The sequence below is a fragment of the Actinoplanes sp. NPDC019969 genome, assembly GCF_055562375.1.
Map to the genome: position 1 here is coordinate 710374 of NZ_JBVHFK010000002.1, position 25030 is coordinate 735403.

Below are 25030 nucleotides of genomic sequence, written 5' to 3' on the forward strand. Positions count from 1 at the left end.
CGCTCACCGGCCACCGCCCCGGGAGATCAGCAGCATCGCCACGTCGTCGGCGAGCGGGCCGCCGTTGTCCCGGTCGGCCCGTCCGACGAGCCATCCGGGCAGCTCCGGCAGCGGGCGGTCGCGGGCGTCCGGCTCGTCGAGCAGATGGCACAGGCCTTCCACGTCGAGCCGCTCGTCGCCGGCGCCGGTCCGGCCCTCGATCAGGCCGTCGGTGTACATCAGCAGGGACCAGTCATTGCCGGGGAACTCCAACTCCGTCGCGGGGGTAGGGGTGGGACGTACCCCCAGCACGATTCCGGTACGCACGGCGACCGGCGCGGCACGACCCCCGGCCAGCACGATGGGCGGCGGGTGGCCGGCGACCCGTACCGTCGCGCGGTTGCGCGGCAGGTCGATGACCGCCGACGCGACGGTGGCGAACACCTCCCGGGCCCTCCGCTCCGACATCAGCACCTGCTCCAGCGACGGCAGCACCTGGTCCTCCGGCACCCCGGCCAGCACCAGCGCCCGCCAGGCGACCCGCAGCTCGACGCCGAGCGCCGCCTCGTCCACACCGTGCCCGCAGACGTCGCCGACGATCACGTGCAGCCGGTCGTCGCCGACCTGCACCACGTCGTAGAAGTCGCCGCCGAGCAGGCCCATCGCCCGGCCGGAGCGGTAGAACGGCTCCACCTCGATGCCGAAGTCGTCCCGCTTCAGCGGTTTCGGCAGCAGGCCGCGTTCCAGGCGGGCCGACTCCGCCTCCCGCAGCTCGGCCTCGCGCAGCCGGCGGGCGTTCTCGTCGGCACGTTTCCGCTCGACCGCGTACCGCAGCGACCGGATCAGCAGAACCCCGTCGACCTGACCCTTGACCAGGTAGTCCTGGGCGCCCTCGGCGACCGCCTGAACCCCGAGGTGCTCGTCGGAGCGGCCGGTCAGCACACAGACCGCGGCGGTGCCGGCCAGCGCCAGCAGCTTGCGCAGGCCGTCGATGCCCTCGGCGTCCGGCAGGCCCAGGTCCAGCAGCACGCACTCGACGCCGGTCAGCATGCCGCGGGCCTCGCGCAGGCTGGTGGCGACGGTCAGGTCGAACGGCGCCTCGGCCTCGCTGAGCAGCTCACGGACCAGGAAGGCGTCACCCTCGTCGTCCTCGACGAGCAGGATCCGTAACCGTTCCATCTGATCCGTCGCGTAGATGCGGGGCGCGAGCGACCGCTCTGTCATTCCGATTCCCCACTCGACGCATAGGTGACCCGCAAATCGTGTACCAAGCAGCCCCGCCGCACAACTTCGGTACTCACTGAGGGTCGTCGCCAGCAGCGGCGACCCTACGCGCGTGCTCCGCGATGACCTGACCCAGGATGCCGTGCAACTGGCCGCAATCCCGGCAGTGCAGGTTCTCGTCGAGGTGCCGGCCACCGCAACCGGCGCAGTCGCCGCGGTCCTCCGGGTCACGGTAGGACTCGATCGCCCGGCACATGGCACGGATGACATGGTCGCTGAGAGTGAAGACATCCTCGCCGAGCGCGGTGCGCACGCCGACGACGGCCACCGGCGCCGCGTCCGGGTGCGGGTTGTACGGCGACACCCGGTCGATGAACTCGGCGATGACGGCTGCTGGGTCCAACGGCGTAGTCACCCGCACCACGCTATTGCACGCCCTGATGGATCTTCGGGGTACCCGCCGGGCGTCCGGAATGATCAGATGTCCCCATGCGTGACTCAAGTCTCACCGCGCCGCCGCGCCGCGGTCTCGCCGCGGCCGCCGTCCTGGCCGTTCTGGCGCTGGCCGGGCTGGCCGCGATCCGGTCGGCCCTGCCACCCGCGGCACGGCCCGCGACGGCGCCGGCGAGCGAGTTCAGCGCGGACCGGGCGTTCGCGCAGGTACGCACCATCGCCGGCACCCCGCATCCGGCCGGCAGCGCCGCCAACGACCGGGTCCGCGATCACCTGGTGACCACGCTGCGCGGCCTCGGCCTCTCCCCCGAGGTGCAGGACACGGTGTCCGTACAGGGCGCCGGTCTCTCCTCGTCGGCCGGTGGGACCGGGCTGGCCCGGGTCCGCAACGTGGTCACGGTGATCCCCGGCACCGCCTCCACCGGGCGGGTCTTCCTGGTCGCGCACTACGACTCGGCACAGATCGCGCCGGGCGCCAACGACGACGGCGCCGGCACGGCCGCGATCCTGGAGACGGCCCGGGCGCTGGCCGGCGGGGACCGGCCGCGCAACGACATCGTGCTGGTGCTCACCGACGCCGAGGAGGCGTGCCTGTGCGGCGCGAAGGCGTTCGTCGACCAGCACCCGCTGGCCCGCGACGGCGGGGTGGTGCTCAACCTGGAGGCCCGCGGCAGCAGCGGCCCGGCGATCATGTTCGAGACGTCGCGGGACAACCGGCGGCTGGTGGAGACGTACGCGAAGGCGCCGTACCCGGTCGGCACGTCGTTCGCGGTGGAGATCTACCGGATGCTGCCCAACGACACCGACTTCACGCCGTTCCGCGAGACGTCCTCCTTCCAGGGATTGAACACCGCCTACATCGACGGCGCTGCCGTCTATCACGCGCCGACCGACAACCCGGAGGCGATGGACCCGGACAGCCTGCAGCACCACGGCGACAACGTGCTCGCGCTGGCCCGCGAGTTCGGCGCGCTCGACCTGGCCACCCTCACCCGCGACGGTGACGCCACCTACTTCCCGGTGCCCGGCCTGCTGGTCCGCTACCCCGGCGGGCTGGTCTGGCCGCTGGCCGGGCTGGCCCTGGTGGCGGTGGTGGCGCTGGCCGTCCTGGTTCGCCGCCGGGTGGTCGCCGCGATCGCGTGCGCGGTGCTGCCGATCGTGGTGGCCCCGCTGCTCGCCCAAGGGCTGTGGAAACTGCTGGTCCTGATCCGGCCCGGCTACGGCGGCCTGCCGATCGACCCGTACCGTCCGATGTGGTACCGCCTGGCCGTCATCGCCCTGTCCGCGATGGTCGTCCTGATCTGGTACGCCCTGCTCCGCCGCCGGATCGGCCCGGCCGCCCTGGCCGTCGGCGGGCTGACCTGGCTGGCCGTGCTCGGGATCGTACTGGCCGCCCTCGCCCCCGGCGGCTCCTATCTGGCCGCCCTCCCGGCCCTGGCCGTCGCGATCTCCGCCCTGCTCGCCGCCTACGCCCGCCCCTGGCCCGCCGTCGCCGTCCTGACCGTCGGCGCCCTGGTCCCGGTCGTGATCCTGCTGCCGACCGTGCTGATGCTCTTCCCCGCGCTGGGCATGCCGATGGCCGGGGTGGGCGCGTTCCTCACCGTGCTGCTCGGCCTGGCCCTGCTGCCGGTGCTCGACCTGATCCACCCGGTCGCCGGCGGCGCGCGGGGCATGGAAGCGCTGCGGGCCCGCCGCCGGGGCGCGCTGCCCGGCCTGATCGCCGCGGTGACCACGGTCGCGTGCACGGTGACCGGCCTGGCCGTCGACACGTTCGACGACGAGCACCCGTCACTCACCCATCTGATGTACGCGCTCGACGCCGACACCGGCACGGCCCGCTGGCTCAGCGAGGAGACCACCCCGCAGGACTGGACCGCGCAGTACGTGACCGGCTCCCCCGCGACGGTCGCCGACACGCTGCCGGCCTTCGGGGCGGAGCGGCTACGGACCGGTCCGGCGCCCGCCGCGACAGTGCCCGCGCCGGCGCTCACCCTGGTCTCGGAGACCCGGTCCGGCGATCAGCGGACCATGAGACTGCTGCTGGACCCGCAACGCACGGCCCGTTTCACCACCCTGCACGTGGCGACGGCGACGCCTGTCACCTCGGCCACCGTCGGCGGTCGCGCGGTCCCGATCGACCCGGCCACCGGGGGCCCGTGGGGATTCGGTTTCGTCTTCCACGCGCCGCCGGAGACCGGGGTCGAGATCGAACTGACGGTCCGCGCGGCCGGCCCGGTCACCTTCCGGGCCATGGACGGCAGCGACGATCTGCCCACGGTCCCCGGGTTCCGGCCCCGGCCGTCCGGGGTCGGGGTGCTCGGCTCGCACAGCAGCGAGCTGGTCGCGGTCGCCAAGACCTACACCCTTTAGGGGGTACGCCGGACGCGCGGCCGGGCTCGCCTCAGCGACCCCGGCCGCGGCGGCCGGTCGACACGTCATGGCGGAAATGCACGAAGAGCCGGCCCCAGTTGTCGCCGTCCTTCTCCACCCGGTGGTAGAGCTGCTTGATCTCTTTCTGATCGAGGAAGCGGATGACCTTCTTCTTCAGGGCTCCGCTGCCCTTGCCGGGGATGATCTCGACGAGGGACGCCTTCTTCTGGATCGCCTCGTCGATGATCCCCCGCAGGGCACGGTCGATCTCGTGGCCCTTGTTGAAGATGTCGTGCAGGTCCAGCTTCAGTTTCACGATCGGAACCCTACGCCGCGCCGGACTTGCCGAGCCACGTCTCGACCCGGCGCAAGGCCTCCTGATAGTCGGGCTGCGTCTTCATCGCGGACGCCAGCCGCAGATGCGGCAGCGCCTCACGGAAACGGCCGGCCCGCTCCAGGGTCCGGCCGAGCACGTGGTGCGCGTAATGATCCGAAGGATCATTGTCGATCAGGACCCTGAGCTGGGTCTCCGCACCGTTCAGCTGGGCCGAGTTGAAATAGGCCCGGGCCAGCAGCAGCCGGACCGCGGTGTTGTGCGGCTCGGCCTCGACTATCGGCTCGAGCAGCTTGGCGGCGCCGAGCGGGTCGCCGGACTCGAAGAAGAAGGTGGCCCTGCGGTAGTCCTCGAGAAGGTCCACGTGCAACTCCTCACGCTAGCGCCGCGACTTTGACCAACGCTCGCACAACATCGTCCCGACTTCGAGTGTTCCCCCGATAAGAGGTCGTCAACAACTCGGCTGGCTCTCACGGCTGTCTCAGCGGCGCTGAGACAGCCGTGAGAGCCAGCCGGACGGGGTCAGCGTTTGAGGAGCAGGAGCGCGAGACCGCCGGTGAGCAGGTAGCCGCCGATGGCGGCGAGCAGCATCGGGCTCAGGCCGCCGCCGGGCAGCTCGGAGAGATCGGGTACGGACCCGGTGCTCTCCGGACGGCGCGGCTCGACCGGCTCCGCCTTGGCCGACGGGGCCAGCGGGAACAGGAGAAGGACGAGGACGGAGAACGCCGCCGCGAGTCGCCGCATTTGCCCAGTATGGGATTTTCGCGGCTTAGTTTTGCTTTGCCACTCCGCTCGCCAGGATCCTCATGCACGCCGGCCGCCGTGCCGAACAAAGCCTGTGCGGATCATCCGAGCCGGCTGTGCCGGACGCACAGGCGGCACACAGGAAACGGAAAGCCGGCACCGAGCGTGGCGCAGCACAGTGAGGGCATGACGATGGCGAACGCAGAACCCGGCACCGAACTCCGCCGGCCCGACGGGACCCCGGTGCGGGTGCTCGTGGTCGACGACGAACCGACCCTGGCCGAGTTGCTGTCGATGGCGCTGCGGTACGAGGGCTGGGACGTGCGGAGCGCCGGGGACGGCATGACCGCCGTGCGTACCGCCCGGGACTTCCGCCCCGACGCCGTCGTCCTCGACATGATGCTGCCCGACATCGACGGGCTCGAGGTGCTGCGCCGGCTGCGTGGCGAGACGCCCGAGGTGCCGGTGCTGTTCCTCACCGCCAAGGACTCGGTGGAGGACCGGATCACCGGGCTCACCGCGGGCGGCGACGACTACGTGACCAAGCCGTTCAGCCTGGAGGAGGTAGTGGCCCGGCTGCGCGGCCTGATGCGGCGGATGGGGCACGCCCCGATGCGCACCGAATCGCAGCTGATCGTCGGCGATCTCACCCTCGACGAGGACTCCCACGAGGTCCGGCGCGGCGGGGATCTGATCACGCTGACGGCCACCGAGTTCGAGCTGCTGCGATACCTGATGCGCAACCCGCGCCGGGTGCTGAGCAAGCCGCAGATCCTGGACCGGGTCTGGAACTACGACTTCGGCGGACAGGCGAACGTGGTCGAGCTGTACATCTCGTACCTGCGCAAGAAGATCGACGCCGGCCGCGCCCCGATGATCCACACGATGCGCGGCGCCGGTTACGTCCTCAAGCCGGCCGACTGATCATGCCCGCTGCCGCCACTGCTCCTCTCCGGTCGGCCCGCTGGTACAGCCCTGCGGGCTGGTCGCTACGCACCCGGCTGGTCGCCATCATGATCGCCCTGCTGTCCGTGCTGGGCTTGGTGGTCGGCAGCACCGCCGAGATCTACCTTTACCAGTCCCTGCACAAGCAGCTCGACCTTGAACTGGCCGACGCCACCAAACGCCTGGGATTCTTCGAGCCACCGAGTGGCCCGAAACGACCGAACTCGTCCAATTCCCCGGAACCCGGCCAATCACCTTCCTCGCTGACGGATGGGAACGGCAGCGGCCTTCCCCGGCTTCCCGGAAAAGCGATCGTGCTGCAACAGCAGACCGACGGCACGTTCGAGGGCGGCCGGATCGAGTTCTCCGAAAGCGCGGGCAAGGACGTCGTCGTCGATCTCACCGACGCCGAGATCGCCACCGTCATCAAGGAGGTGCCGACCGACGGCGACAACGCCGACGTGGACCTCGGCAGCGACTATCCCGAATACCGTATGGCCCGGGTCACCAGGAAGAACGGTGACATCTACTACGTCGGCGTGTCCATGGAGCAGGCCAATTCGACGTTGATCAAGGTTGCGGCCTTCACCGGGTGCGTGATCGCCGGATCGCTGCTGATCGCGGGGTGGGGTGGGGCGCTCATCGTTCGCCGTACCCTCAAGCCTCTCGATCGTGTCGCGGCGACCGCGAGCCGCGTCGCCGAGCTGAAGCTGGACGCCGGTGAGGTGCGGCTCGCGCAGCGGGTGCCGGAGAAGGACACCGATCCGCGCACCGAGGTCGGCCAGGTCGGCGCCGCGCTGAACCGGATGCTCGACCACGTCGGCAACGCCCTGGAGGCGCGGCACGCCTCCGAGATGCAGGTACGCCAGTTCGTCGCGGACGCCAGCCACGAGCTGCGCACCCCGCTCGCCGCGATCCGTGGTTACGCCGAGTTGAGCCGCCGCAGCCGCCAGGTGCTGCCGGACGAGATCGCGCACGTGCTGAACCGGGTCGAGTCCGAGGCCAAGCGGATGACCGCACTCGTCGAGGACCTGCTGCTGCTGGCCCGGCTGGACGCCGGCCGGCCGCTCGCCCAGGACTCGGTGGACCTGACCATGCTGGCCGTCGACGCGACGAGTGACGCGCACGCCGCCGGGCCGGGCCACTACTGGCAACTGGACCTGCCGGACGAGCCGGTGACCGTGATCGGCGACGGCGCCCGGCTGCATCAGGTGGTCGCGAATCTGCTGGCCAACGCGCGTACGCACACGCCGGAAGGCTCCACGGTGACCGTCAGGATCGGCGCGGTGCCGAACGCCGCGGTGATCCAGGTGATCGACAACGGGCCGGGCATCCCGCCGGATCTGGCCGGCCGGATCTTCGAGCGGTTCGCCCGTGGCGACAGCTCCCGTTCGCGGGCCGCCGGCAGCACCGGGCTGGGTCTGTCGATCGTGCACGCGGTGGTCACCTCGCACCGCGGGAAGGTCGGTGTGCAGAGCCGTCCGGGCCAGACCGTGTTCACCGTGATGTTGCCGCTCGGGCCACCCCCTATCGTCCCATCAGCTGAACAGGGGTCGCGGATGCTTCATCCGGTCCGATGACCCGGTTATGCTTTCGGCATGTCTCGCGAGTGGTCGTTTTATTGGTTTACGAGGCCGGCTCACGCCGGTGCCTCGGCCATGACCCCATGACCTGAGGCACCAGCCAGAGCCGGCGAAGGCAGCGACAACGTCGCTGCCTTTTTGTTTGCCACCGAGCAAACCGGCTCTGACCAGGGCCGGTCTCAAGGAGAGGGATCACCATGACCGCCCCAGAGGTACAGCGCGTCCGTGACCAGCGGATCGAGAAGGTCGTCCCGCTGATGAGCCCCGCGCTGCTGCATCACGAGCTGCCGCTGACGTCCGAGTTGCACGACACCGTGCTGGCCGGCCGGAAGCAGGTGGAAGACGTTCTCAACGGCCGAGATCAGCGCCTGATCGTGGTCGTCGGCCCGTGCTCGGTGCACGATCCGGAAGCGGCCGGCGAATACGCTTCCCTGTTGCAGCGGGAGGCCGAGCGCCTCAGCAAGGACCTGCTGATCGTGATGCGGGTGTACTTCGAGAAGCCGCGGTCCACTGTGGGCTGGAAGGGCCTGATCATGGACCCGGCCCTGGACGGCTCGGGTGACGTCGGCGCCGGCCTGCGGATCGCCCGCAAGCTGCTGCTCGAGGTCGTCGCCCGGGGCCTGCCGGTGGCCGTGGAGTTCCTCGACCCGATCACCCCGCAGTACATCGCCGACACGGTGGCGTGGGGCGCGATCGGCGCCCGGACCGTCGAGTCGCAGGTGCACCGCCAGCTCTCGTCCGGCCTGTCGATGCCGATCGGCATGAAGAACCGCCCCGACGGCAGTGTCTCCACCGCCGTCGACGCGATCCAGGCCGCCGAGGCGAAGCACGTCTTCCCCGGCATCGACTACTCGGGCACCCCGGCGATCCTGCACACCGCCGGCAACCCGGACTGCCACCTGGTGCTGCGCGGTGGCGGCGGCAAGCCGAACTACAGCGCCGGGGATGTCGAGGCGTCGCTGACGCTGCTGCGCAAGGCCGGCCTGCCGGAGCGCCTGGTGATCGACTGCTCGCACGGCAACAGCAACAAGGACCACAACCGGCAGCCGATCGTGGCCGAGGACATCGCGCAGCAGATGGAGTCCGGTCAGCGGGCGATCAGCGGCGTCATGCTGGAGAGCTTCCTGGAGCCGGGCCGGCAGGACCTGGGTGGCGAACTCACCTACGGCAAGTCGGTCACCGACGCCTGCATGGGCTGGGATGCCACGGTGAGCGTGCTGGAGCGGCTGGCCACGGCGTCGGCGAAGCGCCGGGCGCTCTGACGGCGGGTGGGTCCGGATCGCCGTGACGGCGATCCGGACTCTCAGCGACCGCACAGTCCGGGCACAAGGACGCGACAGCACGTCGATCGATTCTTCATCGGGTACGAGTCCGCCCGCTCTCCCGGGAGTACCCAGATGACCTTGTTGTCGCCGGTGGAATCCGCACCCTCGGCACCGGCCACCACGCAGGAGCGGTCCGGCTGGTCGCGAGTCCTGTTCGGACGCTCGGACGCCCCCTGGATCCGGCCGTCCCTCTACGCCCTCCTACTGCTCACCGCGGTCCTCTACATCTGGGGACTGGGCGCGTCCGGCTGGGCCAACGCGTTCTACTCGGCCGCGGTGCAGGCCGGTTCGGAGAGCTGGAAGGCGTTCTTCTTCGGCTCGTCGGACGCGTCGAACTCGATCACCGTCGACAAGACCCCGGCCGCCCTCTGGATCATGGCGCTGTCGGTCCGGGTGTTCGGGCTGAGCTCGTGGAGCATCCTGGTCCCGCAGGCGCTGCTCGGCGTCGCCACCACCGGCCTGCTCTACGCCACCGTGCGCCGCGGGTTCGGCCCGGCCGCCGGCCTGCTCGCCGGCCTGGTCTCGGCGCTGACCCCGGTCGCCGTGCTGATGTTCCGGTTCAACAACCCGGACGCGCTGCTGGTGCTGCTGATGGTCGCCGGGGCGTACACGACGCTGCGGGCCGTCGAGACCGGCGGCACCAGGTGGATGGTGTGGACCGGTGTCCTCCTCGGGTTCGCCTTCCTGGCCAAGCAGTTGCAGGCGCTGCTGGTGGTGCCGGCGTTCGGGCTGGCGTACCTGATCGCCGGCCCACCGAAACTCGGCAAGCGGATCGTGCAGCTGCTGCTGGCGCTGGCCGCGATGATCGCGTCCGCCGGGTGGTACATCGCCGTCGTCGACCTGGTGCCCGCCTCCGCCCGGCCCTACATCGGCGGCTCCCAGAACAACAGCCTGCTCGAACTCACCCTCGGCTACAACGGCCTGGGCCGGCTCAACGGCGAGGAGACCGGCAGCGTCGGCAACGCCACGAGCCGGTGGGGTGAGATCGGCTGGACCCGGATGTTCGACGCCGAACAGGGCGGACAGGTCTCCTGGCTGCTGCCGGCCGCGCTGATCCTGCTGGTCGCGGGCCTGGTGATCACGGCGCGACGGGCACGCGCCGACGTGCAGCGGGCCGCGCTGATCGTGTGGGGCGGCTGGCTGCTGACCACCGGTCTGATCTTCAGCTTCATGCAGGGGATCTTCCACGCGTACTACACGGTGGCCCTGGCGCCGGCGATCGGCGCGGTCGTCGGGATGGGCGCCGGGCTGCTGTGGAAACGGCGGGACAACGTGGTCGCGGCGCTCACCCTCGCGGCGGTGGCGGGGGTGACGGGCTGGTGGTCGTACACGCTGCTCGGCCGCAGCGCCGACTTCCTGCCCTGGCTGCGCCTGCCGGTCCTGATCGCGGGGCTGCTCGCGGCGGTCGCACTGGTGCTGCCGGTGCGCCTGGCGGCGCGGACGGCGCTGGTCGCCGGGACGGTTGCGGTGGTCGCGGGGTTGGCGGGGCCTGCGGCGTACGCCGTACAGACGGTCTCCGAACCGCACACCGGATCGATCCCGTCCGCGGGGCCGTCGGTGGCCGGGGGTCGTGGCGGTATGCCGGGCGGTGGCCGGGGCGGGTTCCCTGGCGGCGGCTTCCCCGGTGGCGGCTTCCCCACCGGCACTCAGAACGGTGGCACTCAGAACGATGGGGGGCAGAACCGCGGGGCGCAGGGCGGCGGGCGGCGGAACGGCGGCCAGGGCTTCGGACAAGATGGACAGAACGGGCGCGGCGCACGTGGTGGCGGCATGGGTGGGCTGCTCAACGCCGCTCAGGTCAGCGACGAGGTGAAGGCGCTGCTCGAACAGGACGCCGACCGGTACACCTGGGTGGCCGCGGCGATCGGGTCGCAGAGCGCGTCCGGTTACCAGCTCGCCACCGAGGAGCCGGTGATGGCGGTCGGCGGTTTCAACGGCACCGATCCGTCCCCGACGCTGGCGCAGTTCCAGCAGTACGTCGCCGCCGAGAAGATCCACTACTTCATCGGCGGGGGCGGGTTCGCGCGCGGCGGTGGCAACGGCGGCAGCAGCGAGAGCGGTCGGATCGCCGAGTGGGTGGCGGCGAACTACACGGCCCAGACCGTCGGTGGCACCACCCTCTACAACCTGACCACCCCGAAGAGCTGACCCCCGGCGTGTTGACTTCGGCCGCCCAGAGCACCCGAAGTCAACACGCCAGAAGGCGGGCGGGCAGCGTGTGGAGCACGGGCGGCAGGGACGGCCAAAACCAACACGCCAGAGCGCGGGCGGGCAGCGTGTGGAGCACGGGCGGCAGGGACGGCCGAAATCGACACGCCGGAGGGCGGGCGGTGATACTCGGCGACGTCGAGGGCCGGGGGGCGGTGCTTGCCCGGCGGGGAGGTGTGGCCCGTACCAGAAAGTGCCCGTCATCTTCGTGAAGCCGGGACGTTGTACCCGATGCCGAGGGTTTCCGCAGGTCCCGTTGTCCGGAACGGAACGGACTGAAAATTCGGCACACGTAGACGTATCACAGAGGCAACTCAGAGGTAACAATGGGCTCTGATCGGGATCGCCCAGTCTCGATCGATGCTTCACCGGCTCGGCGGACCGGAAGGTGGCGGACATGCTCAGCAAAGAGGACACCCGGCGGCTCGCGGCTCTCGAACGGCAACTCCGGCGCGACGATCCCGACTTCTGTGCCCGAATGGGCGGCGGAAACTTCAGCGTGTCATCGACTACTCGCCCGGCGTTACCGCTTTTCATCATCGCCGCCGTGATCACCGTCGTCGCCGTCGTGCTGGGCGCGGTCGGCTGGTGGATCGCCACCTCGATCGTGGCGACCTGGGCCGTGATCACCGGCGCGGCCGCGGTCCACCGGTTGCGGCGGCAGCAGGCCGAGACGGCGTTCCGGCAGCCCTGAGCGATCAGGAGTCGATCGAGGTCCGGGCCTCGAACCGGCGGATGATCTCGGCCAGCGCACGGACCTGCCGCAACACGCTGTCCGGCTCGGTGGACCGGTGCACCCGGGCGCCGATGTCGGCGATCGCGTCGGTGCGGACGCCGACCATGTTGAGCGGATACCGGTAGAGCGGCTCCTGCGCCGTCGCCCACGTGACGAAGGCCCGTGACGGCACCGGCAGGTAGACGATCCAGGCGGTGCTCAGCTCGCCGGTGGCCGGCCGCCGGAAATCGAAGACCACGAAATCCAGGTGGGTGTACGTGCCACGCAGCACCGCGTACGCCGGCTGGCCCTCGCCGAAGTCGGGGGTGTCGCTCCAGTCGGCCAGCAGTTCGTGGTCGATGTCGACGAAGCCCCAGCCGTGCCGCCGGGCCAGTTCGATCCGGTCGCCCACCCCGGTGGCCGGGACCACCGAGCGGTCGGCGAAGAAGGTGAGCCACACGCCGGCGCCGATCACCACGGTGCCGAGTCCGATCGCAAGCAGTCCGGTGAACCGGTCGTCGCCCGCCGGCTCCAGGGATCGGACCATCCCGCCGCCGTCACCGACGGTGATGCACTTGTTGCCGGCACGCATCTCGGTGGCGCCGCAGGTGGCCGTGTCGTTCAGCAGCAGGACGACGCCGAGGACGAGAATCCCCAGTCCGACGATGAGGACGATCCACGAGGATCGACCCGTCCGAACGCCCATCCGTCCTCCCACATCAGCCGGTGATCAAACTACCGGCTACACGACGTGATATGTCGGGCGCGGGCACGCCGGACGTATCACGTAGCGGAAGAGTTATCCGGCCAGCAACCTCCCGGCGTTCCGGAGGGTGTGCGCGGCGACGTCCTTGCCCAGTGCGATGCCCGCTTCGTCGGCGTTGCGCGTGTGGACGCCGGACCAGACCCGGGCGTCGACGTTCTCCCGGCTGGGCACCCGCCAGTCGGTGTAGGTGCGGGTCACGCCCGGCGCGGACGGGCTCGGGAGGGTGTACGGGCTGCGCGCCTTCGCCCCGAACAGCACGGTGAGGACCTGCTCGGCCGAGCCGGAGTAGGTGTTGTGGCCGCTGGAGAAGGTGGCGGTGTCGGTCTGCGCCGGGGTGCGGACCGTGCTGTTCACCGCACCGTACGCCGCGACCTCGGCGATGTCCTTTTTGTACCGTGGCCGGCACCGGGTACGCCGCGTTCACCGCGGCCGGGTCGAGGCCGTCACCGGTCCGTCCGGCGAGCAGGTCGGTGGCCGCCTTCCGGCCGGCGGCGAGACCCGTCGTCTCGGCCCGCCCGTCCGGGAGATCGGCGAGCGCCGTTGCCAGCGCGGTGTCGGCGGCCGCGGTCCGGGTCGGGGTCAGCGTGATCAGGGTCTGGTGCACCGCGCCGGCGGCGGTGACGGCAACGGCTCTTTGTATTGATGGGGACAGACACGAAAAGGCCCCCGCCGACGGGCGGGGGCCTTCCGATCGAACTGCTACTTGGTGATGCGCGCGATGTGCGTACGGACCTTGCCGTCGTTGCCGGCCTTGTCCTCAGCCCAGTAGCTGATCTGCAGCTTGCCGCGCTCGACGCCGGTGAGCGCAAGGCTCCAGGCGCCCTTGGCGTCCGGGACGGCGGTCAGCGTCGCGGCCTTGGCCACGGCGTCCCGCTCCGAGTTCGCCTTGGTCCACTTGCCGGCGGCGAAGTAGTACCACTTGCCGGACCGCTCCTGGACCAGTTCGACGTTCACCGTCGCGACCCCGGCGCCCTTGTCGTACGCCGTGCCGGTCAGGGTCTGCCAGGACGACACCCGCTCCTCGTGGCGCGGCTCGTCGAGCCGGATCTCCGGCGCGAACACGTCCTTGACCACCAGGACGGCCCCGACCGTGACGGTCCTGCCGGCGCCCGCCGGGTTGGCCGGCGTCACCTTGACCGTGAAGATCCCCGGCTTGACGTACGCGTGCGCCACGCTCGCGTTGTTCGCCGAGGCCTTGGTCGTGGTGCCGTCGCCCCAGCTCACCGTGACCTCGGTGGTGCCGGTGAGGCCGCTGAGGCCGACGCTGACCGTCTGCGACTGCCAGATCGAGTTCCTGTCCAGCCGGTACGTGCCGGACTGTGCCGCCACCACCACGGTGGACGCGCTGACCGTGGCCGCGTTGCCGGCCTCGTCGGTCAGGGTGACCGTCACCGGGTAGCTGCCCGCCGCGGCGTAGGCGTGCGCCGCCGTGGTCGCGCCGGCCGCCAGGGTCTGTGCGGCGCTGCCGTCGCCCCAGTTGACCACCCGGGTGATCTTCGCGTTGTCGCTGACGTCGTCGTCGAGCGCGGTCTCGGTCAGCGTCACCGTCTGGCCGGGCCAGATCGCCGCCGCGTTCACGGTGTAGGTGCCCGTCGGCGCGGCGCTGTCGGCCTTGCCGGCGATCGCCCGCGGCGCGGTGTCCGGGGTGATCGGGGTGTTCTGGGCGAAGTAGTTCACCAGCATGGTGAGGTCGTTCTCACCGGTGGTGACCACGTTGACCTTGCTGGCCAGAGCGCCGAAGTTGTCGCCGCCGCCGGCCAGGAACGAGTTGGTCGTCACCCGGTAGTCGGCGTTCGGGTCGATGGTGACCCCGTTCAGCTTGATCGACGACGCGATGATCCGGTCGCCCTCGGCCCGGCCGGCGTCGAAGGAGTAGGTGAAGCCCTTCGAGACACCCAGGTGCAGGTACGGCCGGGCCGCGCCGGTCGGCTGCCACTGCTGCTCCAGCGCCTGCTTGATGGCCGAGCCCTTGAGGGTCCGGGTCACCACGTCGTTGGAGAACGGCTGCACGGCGAACGCCTGCGAGTAGGTGACGGTGCCGTCGGCGCCGTACTTCAGGTCGGCCCGCAGACCACCCGGGTTCATGAAGGCGATCTGCGCGCCACCACGGCCGGTTGCCTTGGTCTGGTCGAGCTGCACGTCGGCGATGAAGTTGCCGAGCACCGACTCGGCGCCACGGTTCTCCGCGCCGGCCGGGGTGTAGGCCCGCAGGATGTCCCCGCTGATCTTGCCGAGCGGAGCCTTGCCCAGCTCGGTGGCGTTCGTCTTGGCCGCGGCGACGATGTTCGCGACAGCGGTGTTCGACGGGTAGCCGACCACGTCGATCAGCTGGCTGGTGGAGGCGGTGACGTCACCGGAGGCCGGGTCGTAGGTCAGGACGACCTTGCCCAGCTTCTCGCTGTAGTCGTCGGCCTGGACCACCGGGCGGGTCTTGCCGGGCTGCCCGGGAACCGGGACCTGGAAGGCGTACGGCTGGTGGGTGTGACCGCTGAGGATCACGTCGATCTCGGCGCTCACCCGGGTGAACGGGCCGAACACCTTGTCGGCCTGCAGCGCCTCGGCCGAGGCGATGTTCTCGGTGGCGGCGCCCTCGTGGGCGAGCAGCACCAGCACGTCGGCCTCACCGTTGGCGGCGTTGCCGTCGGAGAGCTGCGCGGCCACGGTGTTCGCCTCGGCGACCGGGTCGTGGAACTCGACGCCGACGACGCCGTCCGGGTTGACCAGGCTCTTGGTCTGCTCGGTGACGACACCGATGTAACCGACCTTGACGCCGCCCAGGTTCTGGACGTCGTACGCCGGAAGCACGCGCTTGCCGTCCTTGTAGACGTTCGCGCCCAGCAGCGGGAAGTCGGCCCGGTCGGCGACCCGGCCGGTCAGGTCGGCGAGACCCTGGTCGAACTCGTGGTTGCCGACCGCGGAGACGGCCAGGCCACCGGCGTTCAGCACGTCGATGGTCGGGTTGTCCTTGTCGATCGCGGAGACGAACGTCGACGCGCCGATGTTGTCGCCCGCCGACACCCAGGCGGTGTTCGGGTTGGCGGCACGCAGCTGGTCGACCAGGCCGACGAGCTGCGCGGCGCCGCCGACGGCCTGGCCGTTGACGGTCGACGGCGACTCGAGACGGCCGTGGAAGTCGTTGATGCTCAGCAGCTGCAGGTCGACCGGGCCGGCGAGGCCGGTCTTCAGGCCCACGACGACCGGGTCGTGGTCGCTGGCCCGGTACGGGTCGGCCGAGTAGAACGGCGCGTAGCCGTCGTACTCGTAGGCGAACGACTCGACCGAGTTGATGTTCCAGATGTCGACGCCGGTGACGCGGCTCTTCAGCGCGCCGGAGACCAGGGCGTGGTCGAGGGAGCCGGACTCGCCGCCGAAGACGTAGGAGAACTTGTCCGCGGGGTGCGTGTCGGTGTAGCCCTTGTCGTACAGGACCTGGAGCGGGTCCTCCTGGCCGTACGCGTTGAAGTCACCGAGCAGGATCGCGTTCTCGGTGCCGAGGCCCTCGACGAAGGTCGCCAGCGACTTCGCCTGCCGGATCCGGTCGCCGTTGTAGGCGCCCTGCCCGTCGCCGGTGTCCACGTTGTCCCCGGTCGGGGTGGTCGACGCGCTCTTGGACTTGAAGTGGTTCGCGACCACGGTGAAGTCGATGGCGCCGGCGGTGAAGGTCTGCGCGATCGGCTCGCGGGCGTTGCTCCAGACCGTCTCGTCGTTGATCGACTTCGACGCGCCCTTCGGCGTCACCGCACCCGGCTTGAAGATGATCGCGCTGGTGATGACGTCCTGCTGGGCCGCGCCCGGCAGCTCGGCCGGCGACCGGACGTAGTCCCAGGTGCCCGCGCCGTCGACCGCGTTCAGTTCGCCGACCAGCGTCTTGAGCGCCAGCTGGGTCTCGGTGGCCTCGAACCTGACCGAGTTCTCGATCTCCATGAGCGCGACCACGTCGGCGTCCAGGGCGCTGATCGCCGCGACGATCTTCGCTTCCTGCTTCTCCTTGGCCGCCTCGTCGGCCGCGCCACGCGCCTCGCCACCGAAGTGGACGAAGTAGTTCAGCACGTTGAAGCTGGCGACCTTGATGTCGCCGCCGACCTCGGCCGGGGCGCTGGTCCGCGGGTTGGTGGCCTTGAAGGAGGTACGGGACACCGCCGGGGTGCTCGCGTCGACCGGGGTGGCCGGCTGCAGGCGCCACTCGCTGAAGCCGTACGCCAGCACGCCGGCGCCGAACTTCTCGACGGTGTCGCCGACCCGGACCGGCGCGTCCTTGGCGAGGTACGGCGGCGGCAGCGCGGCGGTGGCCAGGTTGGTGGTCCGGCCGTCGTCGAGCAGGATCCGGCCGGCCTTGTTGGCGGCCTTCTGCGCGGCGGCGGCGGCGCTGCCGGGCCGGGCCACGTCGGTCGGGATCCGGGCCGGGTCGCTGCCGGCGGCCAGGATGATCTCGCCGTACCGGTTGGTGTTGTAGACGTCCGAGACGGTGTACGTGCCGACCGGGGCGACCAGCATGCCCTCGGCGGACTCGCGCGCCTCGTCGCTCAGCGGCAGGGTGAACGCGACCGGGGTGGGCAGCGCCGCGCCGCTGGAGCAGACCCGCACGTCGGTCTTGGCGCCGATGGTGATCTGGGTCTGCGCGTTGTACTCGCTGACCGTGCCGGTCACCCGGACCACGTCGCCGATCGCCACCGACGGGAAGTTCGCGGCGGTCGCGGTCAGGTAGACGAAGACACCGTCGGACGCGGTGCCCGCGGCGACCGTACGGTCCCCGCCGGTGCCCGCGGTCTGGATGTAGATGCCGTTGTACCCGCCGGTGCGGTGATCGGCGGTGACGACGCCCTCGACGGTGACGACCGAGCCGGCCAGGCCGCTGGCCGTGCCGGTGCCCTGCACCTGGGCGATCGTGTGGGTGGTCGCGGTGTCGCAGCCGGCGCCGGTGCCCGGCTCCTCCGGCTCGGGATCGACCGGCGCGGCGGTGTTCCTGGCGCCGAACGTGCTGGCCGCGGCGGCCTTCCAGACGCCGTCGATCTTCTGGAGCGACTGGCCGGTGGCGGTGGCCTCCGACTCCGACACTCCGATGTCGACGCTGGTCTGCCCGGCGGCCGGGCCGTTCGTCGCGGTGACGACGCCCTCGTAGCTGACGAACTCGGCGACCGTGCCGTCCGGCTTGACCAGCGCGAGCCCGTCGGGGGCGCCGTTCTGCAGGCCGGCGACGTTCTGCACGACCACGCCGGTGGCCGTGACGACCCCGCTGAAGGTGGTGGTCGGCGTGTACGTGACACCGCCGTTGCCGTTGTAGAGGTACAGCTGCCAGCCACTCAGGTCGTACCCGACCGGGGCCTCGATCTCAACGGCCTCGCCGCTGTCGGTGCCCGTGTTGTCGTAGTGGATCTCGCTGATGAACGGGACGTCCGAGGCAGCGGAGGCAGGGCCGGTGAGGCTGAGTCCGAGCGTGGTCGCCAGGACGGCGGCACCCAGCGCACGCAGACCCGAGGGGGTCTTCAGTACTGGGAGAGGCCGTCCGGCGTCACCCACGCTGCGTATGAAAGAACGCATCGAGGTTGACCCTCCGAAGGAAGTAGATCCGCCGCAGCGTAGGTAGCGCTGGTGACGAAAGATCCTCGGAATGGTAACGGAACGGCGAAGGCGAGGGCCCGGTGAGCAGGTTTTTCTGCCCGTTCATTGTTCGCGTATGTCCGGACGCCGGATCTTAGGGAGCCGGTCACCTCCCCGCAACGTGAGCCGTCCCAGGCAGATCACAGAATCGGCTCAGGCTCATCACTGTTCCGGTGTGCAAAAATGCAGGTCCTTCGAGCATGATCGGAACGGGGAATCGGTGGCGAAATCGGTCAAACGGCGCTCGCCGCTTTGGGCACGCCTGAGCACGATCTTCGGAACTGTCCTGGTTGTCGCCAGCGGTGGCACCGTCGTGACCGCCCAGTCCCTGGTCTCGAAGTACACCGACGCGGTGACCGACGACACCATCTTCGAGGCGAACCCGGCGCACGCCGCCGAGGCGCCGGAGGAGAAGCCGGAGATCAAGGGCCCGCTCAATCTGCTGCTGGTCGGCATCGACCCGCGGGACACCCACACCGCGCCGCTCTCCGACTCGATCATCCTGGCGCACATCCCCGCCGACATGAGCACCGTCTATCTGTTCTCGATGCCCCGCGACCTGTACGTCGACATCCCGGAATTCAGCAAGAGCGGCTTCGGCGGCGGCAGCGGGAAGATCAATTCCGCGATGTCGCTGGGCAGCCGGCTCGGCGACGGCAAGTACAGCACCTCCCAGGGCTTCCAGCTGCTCGCGAAGACGGTCAGCGGCTACACCGGGATCAAGGAGTTCGACGCCGGGGCGATCGTCAACTTCGGCGGCTTCCAGAAGATCGTCGAGGCGATGGACGGCGTCACCATGACGATCGACCAGGACGTGAAGTCCGAACACAAGAAGCCGGACGGCAGCGGCCGGGACCGGCTGGCCCGATGTGCCGACAACAGCTGCGACCACCCGTACATCGGCGTCCAGAAGGTCTACAAGAAGGGCACCTACCACCTGCAGGCGTGGGAGGCCCTGGACTACGTGCGCCAGCGGTACGGGCTGCCCAACGGCGACTACGACCGGCAGCGTCACCAGCAGCAGTTCGTCAAGGCCCTGGCCAAGCAGGCGATGAGCAAGGACGTGGTCACCAGCCCGTCCAAGCTGATGAAGGTGATGAGCGCGGCCGGCGACTCGCTGACGTTCTCCGGTGGCGGTCACTCGGTGCTGGAGTGGGCGCTGGCCCTCAAGAACCTCAACGTCGACGACATGACCACGGTCAAGCTGCCCGGCGGCGGCCGGTTCTCCAGCGGCGGCCGGTACCTCGGCGAGGAACTGGTCCCGTCGACCAAGGAGTTCTTCCAGGCAGTGCGCGAGGACAAGGTCGCCGCCTTCCTCCTCGACCACCCGGAGTACGTGAACCTGCAGAACTGACTTCCCTCGATCCCGGCAGTGACGCCGTAACGGTACCGTTCTATCATCCGGGTACCGCGCGGTGATCGATCACCGCCAGGATCCCCGGGGAGGGTCCACTTGTCGCGTGCCATCCGCCCGGCTTCGGCCGGCGTCATTCTCTTCGTCACCGCGTGCAGCGGCCTGCTCGCGATGCCGGCCCAGGCCGCCACCACCGGCACCGCCTCGATGAGCGGCAGCCAGGTGCTCTTCCGGGCCGCGTCCGGCAAGCAGAACGCCGTCGTCGTCACCCGCTCCGGCAACACCGTCACGATCGACGACCGGGTCGCCGTCAAGGCGGGCGCCGGCTGCACGGCGGTCGCCGGCGACGCGACGAGGGTCCGCTGCGCCAACGGCCGCGTCCCGGCCTTGGTGGAGGCGTACACCTACGACCTCAACGACGCGATCACCAACAGCTCCGGCCTGCCCATGGTGGCGAGCGGCGGGATCGGCGACGACAGCATCGCCGGCGGCGCCTCCTGGGACCGGCTGAGCGGCGACCGCGGCCGGGACCGGATCTGGGGCGGGGGTGGCAACGACAGCCTCGACGGCAGCTACGACGCCGACCTGCTGTCCGGTGGCGCGGGAGCCGACAGCATCCAGGACGGGTTCGGCAACGACGTCGTCCACGGCGGCGCCGGGGGCGACCTCTTCCTCGGCGGCGGCGGCAACGATGTCTTCTACGGCGAGGCCGGCAGCGACGTCTTCAGCCCGCTGGAGCCCTACGGTGACCAGATCCGTACCGACGCGGACGTGTTCTCCGGCGGCGCCGACGGCGACATCGTCCAGTACAGCTACAACCGTGCCATCGCCGCCGACGCCGACGGGGTGTCCCGCGACGACGGCGCGGCGGGCGAGCACGACACGATCCGGACCGACGTCGAGGGCATCTACGGCGGTTACGGCAACGACGCGCTCTACGGCACCGCCCGCGCGGACGTGCTGGGCGGCGGCTTCGGCAACGACACGATCGTCGGCAACGGCGGCGACGACAGCCTCGACGGCGGGCCCGGCGCCGACCGGCTGTACGGCGGCGCGGGCGACGACCAACTGGACGGCCGGGACGGCGGCAACGACCAGAAGGACCTGCTGAGCGGCGGTGCGCAGGGCGCCAACGGCGACGCGTGCCTGCGTACCCCCGGTGACACGGTCACCGGCTGCGAACGCGTCGACGCCAACTGACGGACCGGGGCGGCCCGCCGATTCCGGCTGGTACCCTCAGGTTCGTCGGGCTCGTAGCTCAGTGGATAGAGCAACCGCCTCCTAAGCGGTAGGTCGCGCGTTCAAGTCGCGCCGGGCCCACAGGATCCTCCGGCCGTCCCGCGTGCGCGCGGGACGGCCGGAGTCGTTCCGGGGAGGCGTCAGAATCGCAGCCGCTCTCCCACCCGCAGGTGATGCGGGCTGTGCAGGGTTCCCGCGTTGGCCCGGTACAACGCCTGCCAGCCACCCGACATGCGGAGCCGGGAGGCGATCGCGGCCAGGGTGTCGCCGGGGCGCACCACGTACGTCCGGGAGGTGCTCCGGTTCACCGAGACCGTGCGCATCTTGCTGCGCGACGCGGGTTTGAAGGCGTTGCGCCGCCCGCAGACCGGCCAGGCGCCGAGACCCTGCCCGCGCAGCACCCGCTGGGCGATGGCGATCTGTTCGGATCGGGAGGCCCGGTTGGCGGTGCTGGCGTATCTGCCGCCGCCGTACGCGCGCCACGTGCTCCCGCTGAACTGCAGCCCGCCGTAGTACCCGTTGCCGGTGCTGATGCCCCACCGCCCGCCGGACTCGCACTGGGCGATGGCGTCCCAGTTGATCCCGTCCGATCCGGTGGCGGCGGCCGGCCCGGCCAGGGCGACGCTGCCGGCCAGGCAGGCGGCGGCCAGTCCGAGGGCGCGGTGCAGTTGTTTACTTGTCTGAGCCATGAGTTCTGTCCTCCACGCCTGCGAGGTCAGCTGTCGGGTTCGGGCAGAGGTGCCCGGCCGCGTGGTGCGGCTTCACCCCGAGGCGCCGTAGCGCCGAGGAACTCTTGGGTCCCCCGCTCCATGCCGATGGGTTCGTTGATCCGTGGCCGGCGGCAGGACTCGGCGTTCCGGCCACGGTGCCCGCCGCAGCGGGCTTGCCGACTCGCCGCGCTCGACTGACAAGTTCAAGACGCGGCAATGGAGTTGTAGGTCACAAATTAGCCGCTTTGATCTTCCTTTGTGTGGATATTTGGCTGATCTCGGCGTGGCGTAACGGCTACACATCCCTCCACCGAAGGTGCACAATCGGCAGCCATGAGCGATCAACAGCGCGAGTTCGACGTGATCGTCTACGGTGCCTCCGGTTTCGTCGGTGCGCTGGTGGCACGGCATCTCGCCGGGCATGCGCCCACCGGCACACGGATCGCGCTGGCGGGGCGGTCGGCGGCGAAACTGGAGCGTCTCGGTCTGGACTGGCCCATCGTGGTCGCCGACGCGTCCGACGAGGCGGCCCTGACCACGATGGCCGGCCGGACCCGCGTCGTGGTGACGACCGTCGGCCCGTACGCGAAATATGGTCGTCCGCTCGCCCGCGCCTGCGCGGAAAGCGGCACCGACTACGTCGACCTGACCGGTGAGGTCCTGTTCGCCCGGGACAGCATCGACGAGAACCATGAGACCGCCCGGCGCACCGGCGCACGGATCGTGCACTCGTGCGGCTTCGACTCGATCCCGTCCGATATCGGAGTGCATGTCCTGCATGCACAGGCGCAGGCCGACGACGCGGGGGAACTGACCGACACCACGCTGGTGGTTACCAGCATGCGCGGCGGGGTCAGCGGCGGCACCATCGACTCCATGCGCCACCAGGTCGACGTGATGAAGAACGACCGGCGGCTGCGGGCGATCGGGGCGAGCCCGTACTCGCTCAGCCCGGACCGCAAGACCGAACCCGACCTGGGCCGTCAGCCCGACATGATCACGCTGGCCGGTTCCGACGTGGACCCCAGTCTGCGCGGTCACCTGGCGCCGTTCGTGATGGCGTCCTACAACACCCGGGTGGTACGCCGTAGCAACGCGCTGCGTGACTGGGCGTACGGCAGGTCGTTCCGCTACCGCGAGGTGATGAGCGTCGGCACCTCGCCGGTCGCGCCGGTCCTCGCCCTGGCCACCAAGGCCGTGCTGAACGGCCTGGTGATCGGCTTCGCGGTGCCGCCGGTCCGGTTCGTCCTGGACCGGATTCTGCCCGCCCCCGGCACCGGCCCGAGCGAGAGCACCCAGCGCAACGGGCACTTCACCGTGGACGTCTTCACCCGCACCACCTCCGGAGCGCGCTATCGCTCCCGGGTCAAGGCCAAGGGCGATCCGGGGTACGCCGCCACGGCGATCATGCTCGGCGAGTCGGCCCTGGCGCTGGCGCTGGACCGGGAGAAGCTGCCGGAGTCCGGGGGCGGCGTGCTGACCCCGGCGACCGCGATCGGCGACGCCCTGGTCGACCGTCTGCGTACCGCCGGTTTCGAGATCACCGCCCAGCGGCTCTGAGTCGGCCGCCCGCCAAGATCGGTATCAGGGATCCGACGAGTCTGATATCGATCGCCACTAGCCGCAAAGGATGCTCTACCGGCACGATTGGACACGTGACCGTCAGCCCCCTGCCCTACCCGCTGAGGTTGACGGGGACCGGCATCGTCCTGCGGGAATGGCGCTGGGAGGACCTCGACGACCTGGTCGCGATCCTCGACGAGCCGGACATCGCCCGCTGGACGCTGATGCCCTCACCGTTCGACGTGCCGGCCGGCCTGGCCTACCTGCGGCGCGCCCACCAGGGCCGGGTCAACGGGAGCCGGATCCAGCTGGCGATCACCGCGGACGGCGGGCGGCCGCTCGGCGAGGTGCTGCTGTTCAATGTGGGCTCCGCGTCGCGCGAGGCGGAGCTGGGCTATCTGGTCGGCCGGCCCTATCGCCGGCAGGGCCTGGCGACGGCGGCGTTGTCGCTGCTCACCGGCTATGCGGTCGACACGCTGCGGCTGCGGCGGCTGCTGCTGCGCATCGACCGCGGCAACACCGCGAGCACGTCGGTGGCGCGGCGATGCGGTTATCGCCCGGCGGCCGAGCCGCCGATCGAGCAGGCCGGGCCGTACGGTCCGGTCCACCTGGACACCTGGGAGTACGTGGAGGGCCGTCCCCGCGACGATCGTCGCAACAACGTCGCCTCCCGCCGGTACGGTCGCCGTTAGACCCGTTCCCGCGTGTTGGTTTCGGCCGTCATACACGCCCCAACTCAACACACCAACCCGCGTGTGGAGTTCGGCCGTCATACACGCCCCAACTCAACACGCCTGATCGCTGTGAGGTGCTGATGATCGAGGTGGATCGCGAGCGTGTGATGGCCTTCCGGGTCGCCGCGCAGGGGCTGTTTGAGCGCGGTGACGACCGGCCCGCCGACCTGCCGGTTCTCGACCTGGGCGTCCAGGAGTACACCCCGGATTCGGCCCGGGTCGCGCTGGCCGCCCGCACCACCGCCGACCTGGCCGACGACCGGCTGATCACCGTCTGGGCGGCCCGCGGCGCCCCGCACCTGCACCGCCGCGACGACCTGCCGGCCCTGGTGCGGCAGCTCTGGCCGCTCGGTGACGACGACGCGGCCGCCCGGATCAAGAGCGGGCAGACGCCGGACGCGGGCGGTCTCGGGGCGCGGGCGTTCACGGCGACGGCAGAGGCGCTGCGCGCGGTGGTGACCGAGCCGATGCCGCGGGGGCAGGCGAGCACCGGGGTGAGTGCCCGGGTGCCGGCCGTGTTGACGTACGACTGCAAGAGCTGCGGCGCCCGGCACGTCTCCGGAAGCATGTGGCAGCACGCCGGCCTGGCCGGTGGCGTCGAGGTGCTGTCCCGTGGCAAGGACGCGATGCTGGGCCCGCTCCCGGACGCGCCACCGGCGCCGTCCGTGAACGAGGGCATCGAGCACCTGATCGAGACCTATCTGCGGTTCCTCGGCCCGGCCGGCCCGGCCGAGGTGGCGAAATACCTGGGGACCACGACCGCCGTGATCAAGCGGGTGTGGCCGGCGGACCTGACCGAGGTACGTGTGGACGGCAGCCGCGCCTGGCTGCCCGCGTCGTCGCTGGACCTGCTGGAGTCGGCGCCGCAGCCACATGGCGTGCGCTGGCTGCCGCCCATGGATCCGCTGCTGCAGGCCCGTGACCGGGATCTTCTGGTGCCCGGCCGGGACCGGCAGAAGGAGGTCTGGCGGATTCTCGGCAATCCCGGGGCGCTGCTGGTCGACGGCGAGATCGCCGCGGTCTGGCGGGCCCGGATGTCCGGGCGGAAACGCGTCGATCTGACCGTCACGCCGTTCGGCGGCCTGACCCCGGCCGGGCTGCGGCTGGCCGAGGAGGAGGCCGCCCACGTGGCGCGGGCCCGGGGTGCCGCCGAGGTGACGGTCACGGTCGGCGAGAAATCCTGAGC

General features: G+C 70.5%; 21 protein-coding genes, 1 tRNA gene and 1 riboswitch. Of the genes, 13 read left to right on the forward strand and 9 right to left on the reverse strand.

The features are described 5' to 3' along the window. Positions 1-3 precede the first annotated feature (3 nt). Entirely contained in the window at positions 4-1203 is a 1200-nt protein-coding gene (locus ACZ3II_RS09845; RefSeq protein WP_465517195.1) for a PP2C family protein-serine/threonine phosphatase, read from the reverse strand. Between the two features lie 73 nt (positions 1204-1276). Then, on the reverse strand, positions 1277-1618 hold the full coding sequence (locus ACZ3II_RS09850) for a hypothetical protein (protein ID WP_465517196.1): 342 nt from the start codon (positions 1616-1618) through the stop codon (positions 1277-1279). Between the two features lie 74 nt (positions 1619-1692). On the opposite strand from ACZ3II_RS09850, the gene ACZ3II_RS09855 reads away from it, so the two are divergent. Continuing rightward, the gene (locus ACZ3II_RS09855) at positions 1693-4026 is read left to right on the forward strand and encodes a M28 family peptidase (protein ID WP_465517197.1); all 2334 of its coding nucleotides are present in this window, start codon (positions 1693-1695) and stop codon (positions 4024-4026) included. A gap of 31 nt (positions 4027-4057) precedes the next feature. Here the strand turns inward: ACZ3II_RS09855 and ACZ3II_RS09860 are convergent, their stop codons facing one another. From ACZ3II_RS09860 to ACZ3II_RS09870, 3 genes are all read right to left on the reverse strand, one after another. After that, positions 4058-4342 carry a Smr/MutS family protein gene (locus ACZ3II_RS09860; protein WP_430780373.1) on the reverse strand — a complete coding sequence of 95 codons (285 nt, stop codon included), beginning with the start codon at positions 4340-4342 and terminating at the stop codon, positions 4058-4060. Positions 4343-4352: 10 nt separating this feature from the next. Then, positions 4353-4724: a tetratricopeptide repeat protein gene (locus ACZ3II_RS09865; protein ID WP_465517198.1), complete on the reverse strand. Its 372-nt coding sequence runs from the start codon at positions 4722-4724 to the stop codon at positions 4353-4355. Positions 4725-4882: 158 nt separating this feature from the next. Further along, positions 4883-5104 (reverse strand): hypothetical protein, encoded by a 222-nt coding sequence (locus ACZ3II_RS09870; RefSeq protein WP_465517199.1) that lies wholly within the window; start codon positions 5102-5104, stop codon positions 4883-4885. A 186-nt stretch (positions 5105-5290) separates the two neighbouring features. Here ACZ3II_RS09870 and ACZ3II_RS09875 point away from each other — a divergent pair, with 186 nt between their 5' ends. The 5 genes from ACZ3II_RS09875 to ACZ3II_RS09895 all read left to right on the forward strand — a co-directional run bounded on the left by ACZ3II_RS09875 (position 5291) and on the right by ACZ3II_RS09895 (position 11859). After that, the gene (locus ACZ3II_RS09875; protein WP_465517200.1) at positions 5291-6028 is read left to right on the forward strand and encodes a response regulator transcription factor; all 738 of its coding nucleotides are present in this window, start codon (positions 5291-5293) and stop codon (positions 6026-6028) included. A gap of 2 nt (positions 6029-6030) precedes the next feature. Further along, positions 6031-7629: an ATP-binding protein gene (locus ACZ3II_RS09880; protein WP_465517201.1), complete on the forward strand. Its 1599-nt coding sequence runs from the start codon at positions 6031-6033 to the stop codon at positions 7627-7629. 200 nt (positions 7630-7829) lie between these two features. After that, positions 7830-8894, forward strand: coding sequence for a 3-deoxy-7-phosphoheptulonate synthase (locus tag ACZ3II_RS09885; RefSeq protein ID WP_465517202.1), 1065 nt, complete (start codon positions 7830-7832; stop codon positions 8892-8894). Positions 8895-9029: 135 nt separating this feature from the next. After that, positions 9030-11105 (forward strand): ArnT family glycosyltransferase, encoded by a 2076-nt coding sequence (locus ACZ3II_RS09890; protein WP_465517203.1) that lies wholly within the window; start codon positions 9030-9032, stop codon positions 11103-11105. A 457-nt stretch (positions 11106-11562) separates the two neighbouring features. After that, entirely contained in the window at positions 11563-11859 is a 297-nt protein-coding gene (locus tag ACZ3II_RS09895; protein ID WP_465517204.1) for a DUF3040 domain-containing protein, read from the forward strand. Positions 11860-11863: 4 nt separating this feature from the next. Here ACZ3II_RS09895 and ACZ3II_RS09900 read toward each other — a convergent pair whose 3' ends face one another. Together ACZ3II_RS09900 and ACZ3II_RS09905 are read right to left on the reverse strand one after the other, a co-directional pair. Continuing rightward, positions 11864-12586, reverse strand: a complete 723-nt coding sequence (locus ACZ3II_RS09900; protein WP_465517205.1) for a hypothetical protein — start codon at positions 12584-12586, stop codon at positions 11864-11866. Positions 12587-12679: 93 nt separating this feature from the next. Continuing rightward, complete coding sequence (locus tag ACZ3II_RS09905) at positions 12680-13000, reverse strand: phosphatase PAP2 family protein (RefSeq protein WP_465517206.1); 321 nt, start codon at positions 12998-13000, stop codon at positions 12680-12682. Between ACZ3II_RS09905 and ACZ3II_RS09910 the strand changes: the two genes are divergently transcribed. Continuing rightward, positions 12990-13289 carry a hypothetical protein gene (locus ACZ3II_RS09910; protein ID WP_465517207.1) on the forward strand — a complete coding sequence of 100 codons (300 nt, stop codon included), beginning with the start codon at positions 12990-12992 and terminating at the stop codon, positions 13287-13289. The genes ACZ3II_RS09905 and ACZ3II_RS09910 overlap by 11 nt on opposite strands. A gap of 56 nt (positions 13290-13345) precedes the next feature. Here the strand turns inward: ACZ3II_RS09910 and ACZ3II_RS09915 are convergent, their stop codons facing one another. Then, the gene (locus ACZ3II_RS09915; protein ID WP_465517208.1) at positions 13346-18184 is read right to left on the reverse strand and encodes an ExeM/NucH family extracellular endonuclease; all 4839 of its coding nucleotides are present in this window, start codon (positions 18182-18184) and stop codon (positions 13346-13348) included. A gap of 280 nt (positions 18185-18464) precedes the next feature. On the opposite strand from ACZ3II_RS09915, the gene ACZ3II_RS09920 reads away from it, so the two are divergent. The 3 genes from ACZ3II_RS09920 to ACZ3II_RS09930 all read left to right on the forward strand — a co-directional run bounded on the left by ACZ3II_RS09920 (position 18465) and on the right by ACZ3II_RS09930 (position 20918). After that, positions 18465-19598 carry an LCP family protein gene (locus ACZ3II_RS09920; RefSeq protein WP_465517209.1) on the forward strand — a complete coding sequence of 378 codons (1134 nt, stop codon included), beginning with the start codon at positions 18465-18467 and terminating at the stop codon, positions 19596-19598. Positions 19599-19697: 99 nt separating this feature from the next. Beyond that, a complete protein-coding gene (locus ACZ3II_RS09925; protein ID WP_465517210.1) occupies positions 19698-20798 on the forward strand; it encodes a calcium-binding protein in 1101 nt (366 codons plus the stop codon). 47 nt (positions 20799-20845) lie between these two features. Beyond that, positions 20846-20918, forward strand: a tRNA-Arg gene (locus ACZ3II_RS09930). 59 nt (positions 20919-20977) lie between these two features. Here the strand turns inward: ACZ3II_RS09930 and ACZ3II_RS09935 are convergent. Next, positions 20978-21526 (reverse strand): transglycosylase family protein, encoded by a 549-nt coding sequence (locus ACZ3II_RS09935; protein WP_465517211.1) that lies wholly within the window; start codon positions 21524-21526, stop codon positions 20978-20980. Then, a riboswitch (cyclic di-AMP (ydaO/yuaA leader) is annotated at positions 21527-21674 on the reverse strand. It abuts the gene before it with no gap. A gap of 206 nt (positions 21675-21880) precedes the next feature. On the opposite strand from ACZ3II_RS09935, the gene ACZ3II_RS09940 reads away from it, so the two are divergent. From ACZ3II_RS09940 to ACZ3II_RS09950, 3 genes are all read left to right on the forward strand, one after another. Beyond that, positions 21881-23107, forward strand: a complete 1227-nt coding sequence (locus ACZ3II_RS09940; RefSeq protein WP_465517212.1) for a saccharopine dehydrogenase family protein — start codon at positions 21881-21883, stop codon at positions 23105-23107. Positions 23108-23202: 95 nt separating this feature from the next. Then, positions 23203-23802, forward strand: coding sequence for a GNAT family N-acetyltransferase (locus ACZ3II_RS09945; RefSeq protein WP_465517213.1), 600 nt, complete (start codon positions 23203-23205; stop codon positions 23800-23802). A gap of 122 nt (positions 23803-23924) precedes the next feature. Continuing rightward, a complete protein-coding gene (locus tag ACZ3II_RS09950) occupies positions 23925-25028 on the forward strand; it encodes a DNA glycosylase AlkZ-like family protein (protein WP_465517214.1) in 1104 nt (367 codons plus the stop codon). Positions 25029-25030: the final 2 nt, after the last annotated feature.